Raw genomic sequence first — 18675 nt, 5'->3', positions numbered from 1 at the left:
TGAGCCGATAACTTCCGTTATATCGCCATAGAACTGATCTGCAGGCTGGCCCCGATCCGATAGGGCAAGCCTTCGACCGGAGTCGGCGACTCGCTCAGAGGGCTGGTCATGCTTGTCAACAGCCACTGTATGAAGACCTCCACAGCTTCATTGTGACCAGGACCGCGGCAGATATAGAAAGCACGGGGACTTTCGACACCGATTCCCAAAGGCGCTACCAGCGAGCCTGTTTCAAGCAGATGATTGACCAACGGTGAGCTCCCCAGAGCAACGCCATGCCCCATCGTGGCGGCGTTCATCATCTGATCGAAATGACTGAACCGTAGCCCCACCTGGTGGACGGGGGCGACAGCATGGCAAGCCGTCAACCAGTGCCCCCACTGCAACCAAGGCCAGGCGTTCTGCGAATCGCTCAGATGTAGCAGCGTGTGTCGAGACAAATCCTGAATGCACTCCAGGGCCCGCCCCTCTCGGCGTAACAACGAAGGGCTGCATACCGGGAAAACCTTCTCGACCGCCAGCCGAACATCAGTCGTCGGGTCTATCTGGTCGGGTGCGCAGTAACGGATGGCGAGATCGGCAACCCCCTGCTTGAGGTCGATGATCCGGTTATCTGCTTCGAGGTGAATGGCGATTTCGGGGTGCATATCTCGAAAATGCGCCAGACGCGGCACTAACCAAAGTGACGCGAAAGAGGTGGTGGTGGAAATCTTGACGCTCAACTGGGCGGGGTCCTTGCGCAGGCCGTCCACGGTCTGCGTCAGCTGTGCGAGCGTGACGTTGACGACATCGAATAGCTCGCGACCTGCTTGTGTCAACTCCAGCGAACGATGCCGACGCTCGAAGAGTGCGATGCCCAGGAAATCTTCGAGTTTCTTTACCTGTCGACTGATAGCGGACTGTGTCACGAAGACTTCGTCGCCTGCCTTTGAAAAACTCAGCTGCCGAGCGGCTGCCTCGAAGCCGATCAATAGATCAAGGGGCGGTAGTGGCCTACGCATTCGCCAGCCTCTGCTCTTCGACCCGGGTCGTCCACCCATTCAGTTGTTCATGGCACTGCTGCAGGGCACGGATCACTTTTCCCAAGTTCCGGACGCCCGCGTTGAAAGCGTAGCGAATCATAATCTTCCTTTGATCATCATCTCATTACACCAGCGCGCACTGCGCCTGGCGGATGGGTTGGGCAAACGTCGTGACGTGTGGTTCCGAGGCTGACGCAGGGCCAATGCCAATATCCGTACTGCACAGGTCGAAGCACTGCACCCACCGGGCGGGTCGAGTCGCACGGGAAGCACCATGCAGATACTTCTTGAAACAAATTTATTATGCACCTTCCAAAACTCAGGGGCCAACCGATCCTGAGAATATCTTCCACACCGCTACATTCTTCTTACCCCCCTCAAAATCGCCTCGCATGCCTCGCCGCGTTTCACGTATTCCCGGACCGCATCCAATACCTGCCAAATAGTCGTTTGAGCCCTTCGAGGCCGCGGATCACTATCCCCCTCTCGCCGCGAGTCAGGCACAGGAGTGACAACTTGAACGTTCAGCAAATCCGCAGGTTCCAGTCGGCCAGAGCGCAGTCATTAGTACGGCTCACCCACAACCGCATCCGGGTTAACGAAAGAAAGGGACGCCAGTCGTGAAACTAACGAGCCACTTGACCAGCCCTTCAGTCCAGTTAGGACTGAGTATCGGCGTACTGATGTATTGCAGTTACGGCCTGGCGCATGCCGCTTTTGCCAATCCGGTGCTTGCCTTACTCAGTGCCTTTGTCGGCCTGTTCATTCCGTACTACTCAAAGTTGAGTAATAAGCTGGAGGAGATCATCAATCTGCGCACCGCTTTGGTCAGCCTCGGGCGTCTGGGCCGGTTCGTTCCTCAGTTGGCCTTCAACGTTGGTGTATTCGTAGCGCTGGTGAAAGGCGGAGTGTTCCCGCCAGACAACCTGTCCGATTTGGGCGGCATACCGGGTATCGCCCTGCTGACAACCTGCGCGTCCCAGGGTATGCAATACGGTGCTCTGGCGTTGGCGAATCGGGAGATCGGTGACAGAAACCGTAACGTTCTGATCGCCCTTTCCACCAACATCATCGTGACCTCACTTGCAACCCTTGGCTTACCTTGGATCAAGACGGCGTTCATGGCCTTCGGCCTGGTGTTTGGCGTTGTACTGTTCATGATCGGGCTGCTCTCCGATCTGCGAGGGAAACTGCCCAGACGCGGTGGCGTCGGCGTGTTCTTCGGCACGTTCAATCCCATCCATCGGACCCATTTGGCACTGATTCGCGATGCCATTGAGGCCAGAGGGCTGGAGAAGGTGTATCTGCACAGCACCATCGTCCCCAAGCTCCACGCCCAGGCGCTGGAGCGCGGAGAAATTCGAATCGCCCGTTACGAACATGGCATGCGGGTCTATGAAAAGACCCGACGCGCCGACGTCCATCAGAACTACTTCCCAACCGGCGCGCGGTTCTACGAATACGAAACCCGCGAAGCGATGATGCGGGCAGCCATCGACGAAGCCGGCCTGCAGGGAAAAGTCGAAGTGCTATCGCTTCCAGCGGCTTACGGTGAAGGCGGGTTCTACGCGGTACTCAAACACGTCAAAAGCCTCGCATGGGGCAAGCCGATACATGGCATACACGGCAGTGATCTGGGCGGTATGTGGGTGCGCGGTATTTACGACGAGTCGGGCTGGCTCTATCCCTATCCGGTCGTCAGGCGCGACAAGGTGTCAGCTACTGCTATTCGTAACGGCGCCTTGGGCCAGACCACCCAAACCGTCCAGACCATGATCGAATCGCTTCGCGATAACACTTCCCTTCAGAGCCATTGAGAACTCACGATGCCCAGTTCAATCCACAACGCGCAGCCTGACGTCAGATCATCTACACCGGCCGGTTTGATCATCAAGATCGTCGAAAGCGAAGAAGAACGACTCAAGGCCATGTTGATACGCGCCATCGTCTACATGCATGAACAAAAGTGTCCCTTCGATGAAGAATTCGACCTTAACGATCATACGGCCACGCAAGTGGTGGGCCTGATCGCCGGAGAACCGGTGCTGACCGCCAGGATTCGTTATTTCAATGGTTTCGCTAAACTGGAGCGCCTGGCAATTCGTATCGAATACCGCGGCAGAGGCTACGCCCGACACCTTTTGACATTCTTGCTGCATATCTGCAGGCAAAAAGGTTTCTCGCGTTTTTACCTGCACGCTCAGGTTCAGCTCGAGTCGTTTTACAGCAGTTATGGGTTTCGCAAAGCGGGTACACACTTCGCGTTCTCGGACCACGGCTACACCGAAATGGTCATGGAAGAGGACGCCCCGGTGGTACAGCCCTCGGCCCACATCGGCTTTCAACCGATGTTACTCAACCGACCGGAAAACAATTTCCACACCGCAGGTCCATTGGAGCACCGCCCCGGCAACTTGCTCCAGCAACTGATCTGGGCCGGGGCCGTCGCATGAAGCCCTGGATTCTGGCAGGGCTGGCCATCTTCGCGGGCCTGGCGCAAAGCGCGCGGGCACACGAGTCAATCTCCCCACAGTACCTGCAATTGCTTGAGGAAGTGGTCGATATCAACACTGACTCGAACAATGTCGATGGACTGACCCGGGTCAGGAGCGTGCTTATTCCACAATTCGAAGCGCTGGGCCTGATAGTCAGCCATCACCCACTGGCCGATGGCCACGAAACGCTTAGCTTCGAAACCGCTACTGCTCGACCAACCATCCTGCTGATCGGACACCTGGATACGGTTTTCCCGGCGTCGAGTTCCTTTCAACACTTGAGCCGTCAGGAAGATCGCCTGATCGGCCCAGGAGTGATCGATATGAAGGGCGGAGTCATCGTGCTACTGGACACTCTGGCGCAACTCAAACAATCCGGGCATCTGGACAATGTAAGAGTCGTGCTGAACGACGATGAAGAAATCGGCTCTGTCCGCTCCAAACCGGTCTTGCAACAGCTGTCGCAGGGAGTGACGTACGGGCTGGTGTTTGAGCCGGGCCTGGAGGATGGCGCCTACGTCAGCAGTCAGTCGGGTATTCGCTGGGTGAAATTAACGACCACAGGTAAGGCCTCGCATGCAGGGCTCGAACCTGAAAACGGCATCGACGCCTGCCTCGACCTTGCGATCAAGGTGCAGAAAATTGCCGCACTGGCTCGGCCGGATGAACATCTGCTGATCAACCCAGGGGTCATCGAAGGCGGCACTAAGCCCAACGTAGTCTGCGACAAGGCCAGCGTGACGATCGATGTGCGCTTCCAGCAACTGAAGGACTGGGACCATACCGTCACCGCGTTGGACGAGATCAGCGGCCATGTCGATATCTACAATCGAAAGTTGAAGCAAGGTACCCATAGCGAATGGGTCAAGCTCGCTGAAATGCCTGTGCTGCCAGCCACCGGCAGCCGCGAACTGGTCAACTTGGGCAGTGAGGTGGCGAAGTCTCTCGGGCAGACGTTCAAGGCCCGCGCCGTTGGCTATGGCAGCGACGGCAATAATAGAGCCAGTCCGAATATTCAGATATTGGTCGGATTGGGCCCTTACGGGGGTGGCATGCATTCGGAGAAGGAATTCATGCAGTTATCGTCCTATCAAGAGCGTTTGATTTTTGCCACGGCGCTTATCAGAAAACTAAACCCAGCAACGAGGATCAACCCGTGAAAGCATTGATCGTAATAGATATTCAACGCGAATATATCGCGGCAGGCCGCAAGTTTCATATCGAGTCCATAGGCCCCTCGCTGCAAAACGCTTATTCAATGCTGCAGTTTGCGCGCGAAGCCAGCTGGCCGATCATCCATGTTCAGCATCTGCAAGACGGCGACCTGTTTAATCGCGATTCGGACGCCGCGGACTTCATCGACGGGTTCACACCGCAAGTCGGTGAATCCCACGCCGTGAAAGGCAATTATTCGTCTTTTTCGTCTCCTGCCTTCGTGCAGTTCGCGAAAGAACATGCCGATCACGAATTCGTAGTGATCGGTTACGGCACCACGATGTGCTGCCTTTCGACCATCGTAGATGGCTACCATCGGGGTTACCGTTTTGCCTTGGTCAAGGACGCCACAGCGGCACTGGCTGCCGACGGGCTGTCTGAGGCGACGTTGCAGCAGCATGCGACGACCATCCTCAAGACCTTTGCACGGGTCACCACCCTTGCTCAGGAAACCGAGGCGCTTGAGGCTGTAGGCTGACATCGATAGAGGCTTACGTTTACCAATGTGTCCGTCGAATTCACCTGTGTTCAAGGCTTCGGGGCTTTTGGCGGGCCCTGAAACCTTGTTTGTTAATGCTGGGTTGAAGGGGCAACGTGCAATGGCGGCCAGCGGCAAGAAGCGGACATCCGCGAGTTCCCTTTGGTCTTGCCGCACTCAAGCTAACGTGTGTAATCGGGATTATCTTGAAGCAAGGAGCAAGGTATGCCGCACAACATCATGACTTTTCAGGATGCGATTCGCCCTGGAAGCTCATCGAACGGCTGTACCAGTGTTGAGCGTAGCTTTGCTGATATCCAAATCGACGGGCGTTCGTTACTGGAAATTCTGGTGACGGCTGACGGTGGGCACTCTGACTACATGAGTGGTTTCGTGTCAGGTTATCCAGAGCAGAGTCTGCGATTTGCCGACAACCTGATTCGATGCTGCCAGCCACAGGCAGAGCACTGGCGGGTGGTCATTTACATCTGCCCCGAGTGCGGAGACATAGGATGCGGAGCCTACTCAGTGCAAATTCGCAGTTTCAGTGGCGGGATCATATGGGAGGGATTTGCTTACGAAAATGGATATGAAGAACCCCGGATAATCGCCGACGTCGGCCCATTTATATTCAGCTCAGCACCCTATGTGCGCGCTGTGAAAGCCGCATCTGAGCTTTGATTTGGCGGCGTCAGGGGACTGCCTCCTTGGTCAAGTGTATCCGCAATGGGTCAAAAGCGGACTCTGATTAGCAGGCGACATGATGGCTTAGCTGCCCGGCTAAACCACCACATGAAGTGAGCCTCAATCTATCCCTTATTGCATCGGTGATTGCAATTATTTGCTGATACCATTTGCCTCAAAGAGCCAGTCCAATGCCTGCTGCACAGTTGGCGCCGTCGTCGCGGGCGGGCTCGACTCGATCTGACTGGCGGTGCGCTGAAACAGACCTTTCACACCGGGAAGCACTGCTACCGGCATGTCGGCAGCACGCAACTGACGCTCGGCTTCTTCGACCTCTTTCAAGCGACGCGGAGCATGGACTACGTGCGTACGAATCAAGGCACCTAGGAAGTCAGGCAGGCTCGCTTGATCGATGTCGCTCAACGCGTCATGCAGCTTGCCAGTTACGCCCTGTTTTTCAGCCGCCATGAAGCATTCAATCGTCAGAGCTTCCAGGCCTTTGGTAAAGACGCTACGCAGGATTTTCAGCGCCGCAGCGTCTCCTGCGACACCATCTTCCACAGGCTTGAGTGGTGCTCCGGCAGAAGCGAACAATGTGATGGCTTGGTCCAGCCCCACCCCTGCGCCGAGCAGGTTGGTTTTTTCGTGGGTCAGAGCAATTGCTCCGAGGATAGCGACGTCAACATAGGCAATACCCAACTCCATAGCATGCGCCGCAGCGATTCTGATCTGGGCCGGATCGGCGGTCGTCATGTCCACGAACAGAGCACTCCTGTGCATGCTGCCAAGCGCCTGCTGAGCGACTGAGAGAGAAACAGTACCGAACACGCACGACACCACGACATCGCATTCGGACACGACGTCGGAGATGGACGTTGAGATATCCAGCCCCAATTGCGCTGCAAACTCTTGGGCACGGGGAGACGGCTTCAAATCACACAGGACGATATCGTGGCCTGCGCTTGACCAAGGACGCGCGTAAGTGAGGCCGACTTCGCCCGCTCCGATAATTCCGATTTTCATTATTCTACTATCCGATTCAGTGCGCCGCGTAGGCGCCTTTGTAAGTACCAGCGGCAATTTGCGCCAGCATTTCTGCCTCTTTTTTCTCGGTTGCCAGGCAGCGTTGCAGCAGACTTTCAGCCTCCGAGGCCGGGAACGCCACGATGCCATCGTGATCCCCGACAACGATATCGCCCGGCGATACGAGCATGCCCCCGATGCTAACCGGCACGTTGATTTCACCGGGACCGTTCTTGTAGGGGCCACGATGGAAACCCTCGCGGGCGAACATCGGAAATGTCCCCTTGCCTATCGTCGCCAAGTCCCGAATGGCACCGTCGACTACGACACCAGCCGCACCGCGCTTTTCGGCGATGGCCGCCATGATGTCACCCATCAACGCCCGGCTGATATCGCCACCACCGTCGACGACCAACACTTGGCCGGGGCTCAGAATTTCCAGTGCTTGATGGATCGCACGGTTATCTCCGCAAGGAACTTTAACCGTCAGCGCGACGCCCGCCATGGTGCCCTCAATTCGATGAAAAGGCTTGAGTCGCGCACCAGGTAAACGATCCAGACAATCACTGATGATCGAAGTGGAGGTGCGGGTGTAGGCCGCCACCAAGGTGCAGATGTCGGACGATGGAGCGATAGCGTTCATGTGAACTCCTCGGGTGTCTGATACCTCCGAGGATAAAGCGCCTGCTGAATAGAAAAAGCGATATTATTCTATGACCACACATGCACTAAAGGAATGGTAGTGATCACACTTCGTCAACTTACCGCGCTCCACTGGATTGAGCGACTCGGTACATTTGAGCGCGCTGCGGAGCACCTTCATACCACCCAATCCGCCATCTCCAAACGGGTGCAGGAACTGGAATCGACCACGGGCCTTCAGATTTTCGACCGCACACAGCGCGGCGCGCGGCTCACTGCAACCGGCGAAGAGTTGCTGGTTATTGCACGTGAGATGCTCAGCCTGGCCGAGCGGATAACTTCATTGAAAGACGGCACGCATGTCATGACCCGCCGCTTAAGGCTGGGCGTGACGGAGCTCACTGCACTCACGTGGCTGCCCCGCCTGATCGCAAGGCTCGTGAAGGATTTTCCAGGGCTCACGGTTGAGCCGGAAGTCGATATGAGCCGCAACCTTCATGAAAAGCTCATGGACGATCTGGTCGACCTCATCATCATTCCCGACACGTTTACAGCACCGGAAGTAACGGCGGTCCAATTGGCTATCGTGGAAAATGCTTGGATGGCCGCGCCAGGCCTGATCGGATATTCAGGAGTGATGGAGTTGGCCGAACTCGCCAAGTACCCGGTACTGGTGCAGGGGAAACGTTCCGGATCCGGATTGTTTGTGAACAAGTGGCTGGGAGCATTGGGCATTGAGCTGCCCAAGACGCTTTCCTCAGACAGTCTCACCGCTATGCTTGGGCTGACTGCCGCCGGGTTAGGTGTGACCTACTTGCCCCTTGAGTGCTTCCGCCCGCTGGTCGATGAAGGGAAGTTGGTAATCATCAAAACCAATCCTGAACTGCCTACCGTTCCTTACATGGCAATGTACCGAAATGATCGGCCGTCAGCCTTCGTGACCGAGGTCGTTTCCCGAGCCACGCAATTGTGCGATTTCACCCGCCAACTCCAAAGCTGAAGAGGAGCACTGGGTGCGTTCAGTGCTCCTGGTTTGCCCCGTCGGAAAGAATGGCTGGTGTAACGCCAATTGGCTGAGATTTCAGTTCGTCGTGTTCTGTGCGCTCAGGTCCGCGGGCTCATGGATGGACAATATGAAAACCAGCGCAGCCAGGGAGCAAACTCCGAGGAAGACGAAAACGGCCGTCCAGCTGTAGCTGTCCAACAACATGCCAGTGATCAGTGGGGCCATCGCTCCGCCTGCCTGGCCAGCACTGTTTACCAGCGAAGCCGCGACCGGATAGGTGGTCCGCGTGGTCAGGCCCATTGAGTAGACCGAGAACGACGAGTAGCCGATGTTCAGCAAAAACCCGGTGCCAAACAGCAACAGGCTGACGGAGAGCAGGTCATTCGGTGCATAGACCAGAGCGACCATCATCAGACACGTGGCTACCGCACTGATCATCATGGTTGGTTTTCTACGACGATCAAGGACGGTGTCCGACAGCCAGCCACCTACGATATTGCCCAGTACGCCGCCAGCGAACGGCAATGACGCGACGAAGCCGATTTGCATCAGTTCGAAATGCTTCACCTCGCCCAGGTATTTAGGCAACCAAGCAAGCAGCACGTTGACCACACCGGTCATCAGCAGATAACCCAGACCGCATCCCCATACGTTCCACGAGGTGAACACCGAACGCGAGTTCGACAATGGTGTGGCGCGCTTGTATCGCAGGAACGTGTCCAGCGCTCCGAAACTCTTGTGAGTATGCCCAGATTCACTCCCCGCCTTGCTTTGGTCCTCGATGTGACTCGCCTCGGCCTCGTTGACGCGTTGACTGGCACGGGGTTCGTTGGGCACCAACCACCACCAGATAAGTGCGAGCAACAGACCGGGAATGGCGAAGGCGAAGAACATCGTGCGCCAGCCATCGAGCATGATCAGTGCAGCACCGATGGGCGGTGCAATGACTGCGCCCATTTTCGCAGCCGACAGAAATGCGCCTGTTGCAAGCCCTTTCTCACGCGCGGGAAACCAGCGATTGATCGTACTGAGCATCGCAAGTGGGAGTGCCGCTTCGGCAACCCCGAGCGCGGATCGATAGATTTTCAGCAGACCAAAGTTGTGAGCCGTTCCGATGAGCAAGGTGACCAAAGAAGTCAGCGTGATCGAGACCGGTGCAACCACGCGCACACTGACCCTACTTAGTAGGAAACCAGCTGGAATCTGACCCAGGGAGTAGAAGAGAAAAAACGCACTGACGAGAAGACCAGCCTGTGCGTTGGTCGCGCCGAACTCTTTCTGGATGTACGGCAGAGCGATACCGATATTGGCCCGATCCGCGGCAGCCAGCATGTACACGACCACGATGACCGAGAGGACCACCCATCGATATCTGGATCGTGCCGCTTGAGCAGTGGTATGGGTGGTGGCGATAGAAGTCATGGGGCCTCCTGTTTTTATGCTTATTGGAGCGGCCATGTTCGACATTCCAGAAGGGGATAAAAAGCGATAAATAAGAAACCCTAATCATGCCCAAGGGGAATGATTAATGCCGTCGTAGCCACACACTCTCGCACGCATCAGCAGAATCGCAGTGAAACAGGACTCACGCCAAAGGCCGAGATGACTGGCCGAGTATGAAGACAGGCAGCTTTCGGCCAAAAGCAGACATTTCTCTCATCCTATTTCCTGGCACTAAGTGGGCCAACGTAAATCCCTCCGAACGATGAAACTCCTTTGCGCAACGTCCATCTTTGCCATGAGAGAGGAATTTGTAGTGTGGTGACTTGTGACAGCAGTCGAAGACCTAGTCGAATGGAATAGCCGCTGGAAAATCTCAAGAAGCGTTGTTTCTTGCAAATCCTGCTCGGTTCGACAGCGGGAAATCGAGTGGGCAGCGCCGTTTCAGCATTCGCCCAAATTTTCTATCCAAGACACGAATGCAGACCATGGGACGACCTTGATGTGATCACATTACGGCTAGATATCTCACCCGAACGCTGAATAACGTCCCAGTGTTTATGGCTGCAAGCGGGTGTTACGCCCACTTTGGGTCGATTGTGTTCTAAAAGTCGGCCCTTCCAGACTCCCTGCTTACTGACTGTTAAAAGTGCCTTATTTGCGCAGCTAAGCGAAATCTTTGTCAGGAAGCCTCTGGTCATAGGAAAGAATTCAATTTCAAGTGGGCATTTTCCGGGTAACCAAGAAGGACGTTCCAACACAGTGGTCATTGATCCGCAACGTATCGCGATGTAGCAGAGCCCTCCGCCCCGCATCGGATAGATCGAGCACGGCCAGCGCCTGCTGTTCATCGATGATCAGCGCCCCGGCGTCAGGGGCCGGGGCGCAACCCTCATGGAGTGACGATGTCGAACATGGTCGGGAACGTATCGAGTAACGCCAGCAGTTCGTTGACCTTGCCTGCATCGCCCTCGACCTTGGCCTTGCCAGCGTCGACTTCCTTATCCAGCGTAAGTCCGCCCATCATCAGACCGGCAAAACCCAGCTTGTCGACTGTCAAGGTCGCGTCAGGTTTGTCGAAAACCTTTCCAGCGCTGTAAATGACCACACCGTTGCGCAGTTCGACCGCGTAGTTCGCACCGTCCGGCTGCTTCCAGTTCAGCAGCAGATGTTTGCCTATTGCCTTGGGACCGTTGATGCGAACGCCCAGATAATCGAGCAGCAGATCGGGGCTCATTGCCGCCACCATGTCGGCACTGGACGTGCTGATGCCCGGTACCTTTGGTACGCCATTGCGCAGTTCATACGCGCCCATCAGATATTCGTTACGCCAGGTCGGGTTCTCGGTCTGATAACCCAGCTGTTCGAACGCATCGGCTTGCAGATTGCGCGCCTCCTGGTTGCCCGGGTCCGCGAACACGACATGCTTGAGCACCTCTGCGGCCCAACGATAATCACCTTGTGCAATCGAGGCCTTGGCCTTGGTGATGATCGCGTCGGCGCCGCCCATGAACTCGACATATTTCTTGCCTGCCTCAGCCGGAGGCAGCGGGTGCAGGTTGGCGGGGTTGCTATCGTACCAGCCCAGATAGCGCTGGTAGATAGCCTTGGCATCGTGATTGACCGAGCCGTAGTAACCGCGGTTGTGCCACTGCTTGCCTGTGCTGTCCGGCAATTGCAGTTGCTCGGCGATCTCGGTCATGGTGAAGCCTTTGTTCGCCAGGTTCAGCGACTGGTCGTGGATGTACTTGAACATGTCGCGCTGATCGGCAATGAAATTGACGATGCGTTGCTGCCCCCACATCGGCCAGTGATGTTGGGCGATGACGACCTCAACCTGATCGCCATGGGTGTTGATGGCCTGGTTCAACGTCTTCCACCAATTCGCCGCGTTACGCACCTGTGCGCCGCGCAAGGTGTAGAGGTTGTGCAGCGTGTGAGTGGCGTCTTCAGCGGTGTTGAGCATCTTGAATTGCGGGAACCAGATGAGCATTTCCGAAGGCGCTTCGGTGCCTGGCGCCATCTGAAATTCCAGATCGACGCCGTCGATGTTGCGCGTCTCGCCAGTCTTGGTGATGGTGTCCGTCGGCGGTATCAGCGTGAAGGTACCGAACGAGGTCGTCTTGCCCAGACCTGCATCGAGCTGGCCACGAGCGCTACGTGGCAGCAGGGCGCCGTACTGGTAGAGCGTGCGTCGACTCATGGCATTGCCAGCCAGCACGTTTTCGCTCACGGCCTCTTCGAGGAAGCCTTCAGGCGCAATGACCTTGACCTTGCCGGACTTCACGTCCTCTTCGCTGACGACCCCTTTGACGCCACCGTAGTGATCCGCATGACTGTGGGTGTAGATCACGGCCACCACGGGTTTCTTCGGACGATTCTTGTAGTACAGATCGAGGCCGGCCTTGGCGACCTCGGTCGTCACCAGCGGGTCGATGACAATCAGGCCATTATCGGTTTCGACGATGGTCATGTTGGACAGGTCGAAACCGCGAATCTGGTAGACCCTGTCGGTCACTTTAAACAGGCCATTGTTCAGGTTCAGCTCGGCGATGCGCCACAAGCTGGGATTGACCGTATCGGGCGCTTCGCCCTTGATGAAGTCATAGCTGGTGAGATCCCAGGACGTCTCACCTTTGGCATCCTTGATCGTCATCGGCACCAGGGTTTCGATGAAGCCTTTTTTGGCATCTTCGAAGTCCTGCTTATCGGTAAACGGCAACTCCTTGAGTACAGCTGCGTTGGCCTGTCGGGTTTGCTCACTCGCATCTTTGGGCTCGACCTGCGCCAACGCAAGACCACTGTTGAGGCCTATCGCCAAGGCCAGTAACGGATGGCTGAACTTCATCTAAAACACTCCTGTGTGATGCAGCGGGATGTACATGTGGTTAGTGAGGACCACTTAGTAGGGCAGACAGGCGCAATTGGGTGGGAATCATGAAATGCTTGCCCGAATGTTGGCGATTCACCTACAGCGTGAGATGGAGGTTGCTGCTGTTTTTCCGAACAACGTGGGCCTGTCTTGAAAGAGCTTTAGTTCATGCAGGCAACGTCCTTGTTCAGGCCAATAAAGATGTATAGGCAGGAACAGAATGAGGAGCATAGACAGGAAAGAACTGTTTGACATCCTCGGACGAACCTTTTCGGAGCACATCGCAGCGGTACCTGAACGCTCAGGTAATGGCTAATTAGAACCACCAAAATATTTCAGGTTATCAGTTGGGTTCAGGGTCACACGCCCCCGAATGCCCCCTCAGCCGCTGCACCAAATAAAACATGGGCCCTGTCAAATGTTGTGTTAGTCCACTGGCAGTTTTGACAACCTCTGCTAACTTCCAATGGCCCATGAGGGTTTGCGAACGGGCTCTACGCCTGGGTTGATAATTAAGGACAAACATCATGAGCAGGCTTCGCTTTGGTAGAGCCGTCCTCCTGACAGCTCTTGCTCCGATCTCGGTGTGCGCTAATGCGGACAACGCTGACACCGCCAATAAAAGTAATAACCCGTTGAACCTGGCACCGGGGGCCAACCTTCAGGACTACTACTCCCCGAAACTTTATGACACAAATGTGCATACTAATGACGCCTTGCTACGCGGGACACTCCCCCTCGCCCCAAGCAACTTTATTGGCGTACCTCAAATCCTCCGCGCAACACTTCCAATAAGTACACGTCCCGATCCGCACGGCGGCTACAGTACTGGCATCGGCGATCTCAACCTGTTCGACATATTTTTGCTCAAGACCGAGGGCGTCCAGCTCGGCATCGGGCCGCAAATAACGGCGCCCACTGCCGCTCAGGATGAACTTGGTACGGGTAAATGGCAGGCTGGTCTTGCAGCCGTTGCAATTGATTCCTCACCTAGCGGCTTACTGGGCGGACTGGTTCAGTACCAGAGTTCGTTTGCAGGCGACAGTGATCGTCAGCACGTGGAAACCGCAACCTTCCAGCCCTTCGTCATCCATAACCTTCCGAAGGGCTGGTACCTGCGCTCGACTGGGACCTGGACGTTCGACCTGAAAAACGACACGCACTACATCCCGATTGGACTGGGGGTGGGTAAGGCATGGAAATCCGGGATCAATATCCTCAACGCATTTGTTGAACCTCAGTGGACGGTCGAACGCAAAGGTGATGGTTTGCCGCAGTTCACCCTGTTTGCGGGTATCAATGTCACCTTTGGAAAATAGGTAGCTGTTTATGGATCACTTTTCTCGCCTGGCTGGCCGCACGCTTCTCACCCTGGCCGTCAGTTGCAGCATCGCTGCGCAGGCTCAGACGCTGGAAACCCGTATAGGGCCTGTGTCAATGGAGGGCGAACTTCCGGCCCATGAGTCCGTTGCCAAACTCTACTCGGAGCTGGATTTCCAGCAAGCCACCCAGAGCTACCTCTGGGCATTGCCGCTGGTTTCCTACGCGCAATGGCAGGAGGAATTTCAAAACAAACTGGGCGCGAAAAGTGGCGACTTGATGGTGCTCAACAGTTACGAGGATAAATTGGGCGTCATCACCGCCAATGCGACGACCCCCTACATTCTCGGATTCGTGGATCTGAACGAAACGGGACCGCTGGTCATCGAACTGCCGCCGGGGCCGACCGCCGGAGGCGTCGGCGATTTCTGGCAACGCGCGATCATCGACATGGGCGAGACCGGCCCCGACAAGGGCAAAGGAGGGAAGTATCTGGTATTGCCCCCCGGTGCCCAGACTCCTGCGGATGCAGGCAAGTATTACATTGCCAAGTCGGAAACCATGAACGTTCTGGTGGGATTCCGTGTGCTCGATCCTGACCCTGCCAAAGGCAAGGCTTTGGTTGAGCAGTTCAAGATGTACCCGTACAGCAAACGTACGGAGCCAAGTAAAACCAAGCTGCTTTCTCCGGGTGGCAAAGCCTGGTCGGGCACGCAACCTCGTGGTATGGCGTACTGGGAGCGGCTGCATCAGATCATCCAGAAAGAGCCGGTAAACGAAAGAGACCGCTTCTACATGGCCATGCTGGCCAGTCTGGGAATCGAGAAGGACAAGCCCTTCCAGCCGACACCGGCTCAGAAAAAGGCGCTGGAAGACGGTGTCCAGATGGGGGAGCTGATCGCCAAGGCCAACACCTTTGCCAAGCGATTTCCCGGCGCCCAGTTCTGGCCTGATCGCCAATGGGACACGGTGTTGAACATTGCCGAGCCCTCACAGCGGGTTGCTTTCTACGATCAGCTTTGGGAACGCAGTGCATGGTTTTATGAGGCCGTGACAAATACCAAAGGCATGGTTTCAAAAACGCCTGGTCTGGGTCAGACCTATCTGGGTGCGTACACGGACAAGGACGGACAGTGGCTCGATGGCGGCAAAAGCTATCGGTTGCATGTAGGGCCTACCCCGCCAGCCAAGCAGTTCTGGTCGATGACCGTCTACGACATCGACACTCGCTGCCTGATCGACAACCCCCAACGGAAAGCTGACCTGTCGTCTCGTCAGGACCTGAAGAAGAATCCGGACGGCTCGGTTGATCTGTATTTCGGACCTAAAGCCCCTGACGGTTTCGAGAAAAACTGGGTTCAAACGGTGCCTGGGAAACACTGGTTCAGCTACTTCCGTCTGTACGCGCCGACCGAGGCGTATTTCGACAAGAGCTGGAAGCTGGATGACATAACACCCGTGAACTGAACAGGAGATGGCGGTCAGCCCATCCAATGAGGCGATCAGTGAAGATCAGCCGGTCCATGCGCCAGGCGCCTGTCAGCCTAGCAACGCCAGAGTGGCGTAAGGGCAATGAGAGCCGCCGATTTGGACTCACTTGAATCGCTGACATGACTGGGCCGCCGCGATAAGGAACCACACGATGCTCGCATTTCACAGACTGGCCACTTTAGGTGCCACAACACTGGCACTTACGCCTATGTTGACCTTGGCTGACAACGCCAGGGACTGGCAGAACTTGCCGACCGATCTAAACATGGTCTTCGGGTATTACAACCGTATCGACACGAACACACCGATCGACACCTCGCTGCCGATTGACGGGCTTTCGCTTAACGCGAATCTCTACATCGCTCGTTATGCCCGCTCTTTCGCTATCGACGGGCGCAACAGTGCTATCCAGATCTTGCAGCCCTACGCGGATATCTCCGCTTCTTTCGATAACGCTCGGTTCTTCGATGGCACGAAACACAATGGCGGAATGGCGGACACGCAAGTCGTGCTGGTGCACAACCTGTTCGGCGGCCCGGCATTGACCAAGGAAGAGTTCGCCAACTGGACACCGGAAACCTTCCTGACGGGCGCGCTCTGGATCACCGCGCCTACCGGTGATTACGACAAGGACCGAATCATCAACATCGGGTCGAACCGTTGGGCCTTCAAACCGGAAATCGCCTTCGGCACGCCCATCGGGCCGACATGGCTTGAATTCAACAGTTATGTCTCGCTCTACGGCGACAACAATGACTATCAAGGCGACCGGAAACTCGAACAGAAGCCGTTGTACGGAGTGGAGGGACATTTCAGTTACACCTTCAACCGCGCGCTCTGGGCTTCTCTGGACGCGACTTACAATCGGGGTGGCGAAACGCGGATTGATGGGGACTGGCAGGACAACAAGCAGGAGAACGCTCTGCTGGGTGCAAGCGTCGGCTTCATGCTTTCACCCCAGTTCGGCGGGCTTATCGCCTATTCGGACACGGTGTCTGAACGTACAGGCTCTCCGGATGTGAATACATGGACGCTACGACTCCAATACGCCTGGTAGGCCATCCGGGCTAAACCCCATCTGACGGGATGTCACGTTATGAGACCGCCATTACTGCTGTATCGACCAGCACCGAGCGCCTGAAGCCTTATGAGGTGATTCCGATCGCTTTGGTTGCCGCAGCCGTAAATACAGCGGCAGGGGGGCGCGATCAAAGCGTCGAAATTGCAACGAAGCCGCATTCCTGGATGCGGACACGAACCATGTGCTCGCCCAGGTGGTTCGTAAAGGTAGCGGTAAGCCTTTGGAGAACGCTCAGACCCGATTGACACTCGACGACGTCAAGCCCGTGCTTGACGGGTGGGCTGGCGACATGCGCCTGACTTACGAAAGGTTCCTGACGGGTAGGTAGTCTGTATCTACCCGGCAGCAGCACATACAGATGATCCTTTGGCAGGAACGACGACGATGTTCGACGGACGATCAGCGCTATTCAAAATGTACGTGGCAGTCGGCCTGCTGACGCTGGCAGCTGGATATGTCCACGCCCTGCCCGGCGATCAGCCAGCCCCAGCCCCCATGGAAAAGGACCCTCGCGCGTTGAAAGTTTTGCAGGAGATGGGGACGTTCCTGCGCGGGCTGAAAAACCTTCATCTGATTGCCGACAGTGACACCGATCAGGTGCTGGATAACGGCCAGGTGGTTCAGTTCAGCTACCACACTGAGCTGATCGCCACACTACCGAATAAATTGTGGGTAAACGTGGTGGACGGCCCTTATCGCAAAACCCTGTTTTACAACGGCAGGCGTTTCGTACTGTTCGATCAGGGTCAGCGTTACTACGCCAGCGGCAGCGCGCCCTCGAACATTGACGGGCTGCTGGCTGACATGAACCAACGGTACGGAATCGTGCTGCCTCTGGCCGACCTGTTCCGCTGGAACGCCGAGACGGCCAACGAAGTCGGCATCGACAGCGCCCTGTACATCAATGATCAGGAGATCGATGGCAAGCTCTGTGCCCACTACGCGTACCGCCAGCCAGGCGTCGATTGGCAGCTGTGGGTTCATCTGGGACCTCGGCCGCTGCCTTGCCAACTGGTGATTGTGCGCCAGGACCTTGAAGCGATGCCCCGACACAGCGTGCGTTACCACTGGATGGAGGACAAGGCAGCCCCCGCAAGCGCGTATGAATTCGTGCCGCCTGCCGGCGTACAGGCGGTGCCGTTGCGCGAACTCGCGCCGACCGAACGGGAGGTCCAGCCGTGAAACCAACAGCCTGTCGCTTTCAACAGTGCGCTGCGGGGGTCGTGCTTGTCGCTCTGCTTTGCCCAGGCCATGCGCAGGCCTGGCATACGAGACCGGGTGGCGGCGCACGGACGTTCGTCGTCCCGACTCATAATTTCGGTGGCGCTACGACGCATCGCTTCGAGGGTAACCCGGCGCACGATTTTTCCGGCGGGCCACCTCCTCACCCAATGCCTGAACCTCATCCACACCCGGCACCTCACCCTCCAGGACCGGGCCCACATCCGCCAAGCCCTCAGCCAGGGCCCCATCCGCCAGGCCCGCCTGGACCGCATCCGATGCCGCCCCCACCGCCGCCTCCACCTCCTCCCGACTATCACCCGGATGACTGGTATCACCCATGGGCTACAGCAGCGGTCATTGGCGCGACCACGGCCACAGCAATCGCTATCGGCACGGCCGTCGCATCCGTGCCGGCTAGCTGCGTGCCAGTGCTGGTCAACGGTGTTAGCTACCAGCAGTGTGGAAACACCTGGTACCAGCCGCAATATGTGGGCACCAGCCTGCAATACATTGTTGTGGTGGCACCGCGATGAAGTTGGAAAACCTCAGGCCCGCGTTTGCTGATGATCTCAACGCTGTCCGACATAAGCGGTACCTAAGCCAGCCATACGCGGTCTGCCGAAAACGCACACGCAATGGAATTACTCCCCCAAGAATGACTGAAAGCTATTGGTGTGTACGC

15 protein-coding genes and 1 pseudogene are annotated in these 18675 nt (G+C 56.5%); 11 read left to right on the top strand and 5 right to left on the bottom strand.

The genetic code is table 11. The annotated features are described in order from the left end of the window. Positions 1–17 precede the first annotated feature (17 nt). The gene (locus BMZ10_RS00445) at positions 18–1001 is read right to left on the bottom strand and encodes a LysR substrate-binding domain-containing protein (RefSeq protein ID WP_093458104.1); all 984 of its coding nucleotides are present in this window, start codon (positions 999–1001) and stop codon (positions 18–20) included. 659 nt (positions 1002–1660) lie between these two features. On the opposite strand from BMZ10_RS00445, the gene BMZ10_RS00440 reads away from it, so the two are divergent. The 5 genes from BMZ10_RS00440 to BMZ10_RS00420 all read left to right on the top strand — a co-directional run bounded on the left by BMZ10_RS00440 (position 1661) and on the right by BMZ10_RS00420 (position 5891). After that, entirely contained in the window at positions 1661–2839 is a 1179-nt protein-coding gene (locus BMZ10_RS00440) for a nucleotidyl transferase family protein (RefSeq protein WP_218147157.1), read from the top strand. Between the two features lie 66 nt (positions 2840–2905). Then, positions 2906–3475: a GNAT family N-acetyltransferase gene (locus BMZ10_RS00435; RefSeq protein ID WP_218147156.1), complete on the top strand. Its 570-nt coding sequence runs from the start codon at positions 2906–2908 to the stop codon at positions 3473–3475. Then, positions 3472–4677 (top strand): M20/M25/M40 family metallo-hydrolase, encoded by a 1206-nt coding sequence (locus BMZ10_RS00430; protein ID WP_093458101.1) that lies wholly within the window; start codon positions 3472–3474, stop codon positions 4675–4677. The genes BMZ10_RS00435 and BMZ10_RS00430 overlap by 4 nt, the downstream gene beginning before the upstream one ends. Continuing rightward, positions 4674–5210, top strand: coding sequence for a cysteine hydrolase family protein (locus BMZ10_RS00425; RefSeq protein WP_093458100.1), 537 nt, complete (start codon positions 4674–4676; stop codon positions 5208–5210). The genes BMZ10_RS00430 and BMZ10_RS00425 overlap by 4 nt, the downstream gene beginning before the upstream one ends. 225 nt (positions 5211–5435) lie before the next feature. After that, positions 5436–5891, top strand: coding sequence for a hypothetical protein (locus BMZ10_RS00420; RefSeq protein WP_093458099.1), 456 nt, complete (start codon positions 5436–5438; stop codon positions 5889–5891). Positions 5892–6047: 156 nt separating this feature from the next. On the opposite strand, the gene BMZ10_RS00415 is transcribed toward BMZ10_RS00420, so the two are convergent. Together BMZ10_RS00415 and BMZ10_RS00410 are read right to left on the bottom strand one after the other, a co-directional pair. Then, positions 6048–6974, bottom strand: coding sequence for an NAD(P)-binding domain-containing protein (locus BMZ10_RS00415; protein ID WP_371265912.1), 927 nt, complete (start codon positions 6972–6974; stop codon positions 6048–6050). Further along, positions 6934–7560, bottom strand: a complete 627-nt coding sequence (locus tag BMZ10_RS00410; protein ID WP_093458097.1) for an RraA family protein — start codon at positions 7558–7560, stop codon at positions 6934–6936. The genes BMZ10_RS00415 and BMZ10_RS00410 overlap by 41 nt, the downstream gene beginning before the upstream one ends. Before the next feature lie 99 nt (positions 7561–7659). Between BMZ10_RS00410 and BMZ10_RS00405 the strand changes: the two genes are divergently transcribed. Beyond that, a complete protein-coding gene (locus tag BMZ10_RS00405; RefSeq protein ID WP_093458096.1) occupies positions 7660–8559 on the top strand; it encodes a LysR family transcriptional regulator in 900 nt (299 codons plus the stop codon). A gap of 81 nt (positions 8560–8640) precedes the next feature. On the opposite strand, the gene BMZ10_RS00400 is transcribed toward BMZ10_RS00405, so the two are convergent. Next, positions 8641–9987: an MFS transporter gene (locus tag BMZ10_RS00400; protein WP_093458095.1), complete on the bottom strand. Its 1347-nt coding sequence runs from the start codon at positions 9985–9987 to the stop codon at positions 8641–8643. A 910-nt stretch (positions 9988–10897) separates the two neighbouring features. Continuing rightward, positions 10898–12853, bottom strand: a complete 1956-nt coding sequence (locus tag BMZ10_RS00395; RefSeq protein ID WP_093458094.1) for an alkyl/aryl-sulfatase — start codon at positions 12851–12853, stop codon at positions 10898–10900. A 551-nt stretch (positions 12854–13404) separates the two neighbouring features. Between BMZ10_RS00395 and BMZ10_RS00390 the strand changes: the two genes are divergently transcribed. The 5 genes and pseudogenes from BMZ10_RS00390 to BMZ10_RS00370 all read left to right on the top strand — a co-directional run bounded on the left by BMZ10_RS00390 (position 13405) and on the right by BMZ10_RS00370 (position 17951). Further along, on the top strand, positions 13405–14196 hold the full coding sequence (locus BMZ10_RS00390; protein WP_093458093.1) for a hypothetical protein: 792 nt from the start codon (positions 13405–13407) through the stop codon (positions 14194–14196). Positions 14197–14206: 10 nt separating this feature from the next. After that, the gene (locus BMZ10_RS00385) at positions 14207–15664 is read left to right on the top strand and encodes a DUF1254 domain-containing protein (protein WP_093458092.1); all 1458 of its coding nucleotides are present in this window, start codon (positions 14207–14209) and stop codon (positions 15662–15664) included. 232 nt (positions 15665–15896) lie between these two features. Continuing rightward, positions 15897–16745, top strand: coding sequence for a transporter (locus BMZ10_RS00380; RefSeq protein ID WP_256214410.1), 849 nt, complete (start codon positions 15897–15899; stop codon positions 16743–16745). A gap of 17 nt (positions 16746–16762) precedes the next feature. Further along, a pseudogene (locus tag BMZ10_RS00375) lies at positions 16763–17097 on the top strand (DUF3313 domain-containing protein); the annotation flags it as partial. 56 nt (positions 17098–17153) lie between these two features. Continuing rightward, on the top strand, positions 17154–17951 hold the full coding sequence (locus tag BMZ10_RS00370) for a DUF2092 domain-containing protein (protein ID WP_093458090.1): 798 nt from the start codon (positions 17154–17156) through the stop codon (positions 17949–17951). Positions 17952–18675 lie beyond the last annotated feature (724 nt).

The organism is Pseudomonas sp. NFR16 (assembly GCF_900108875.1).
Lineage (GTDB): Bacteria > Pseudomonadota > Gammaproteobacteria > Pseudomonadales > Pseudomonadaceae > Aquipseudomonas.
Note: the sequence above shows the minus strand (reverse complement) of the source record. Positions and strands in the feature narration are given on the sequence as shown.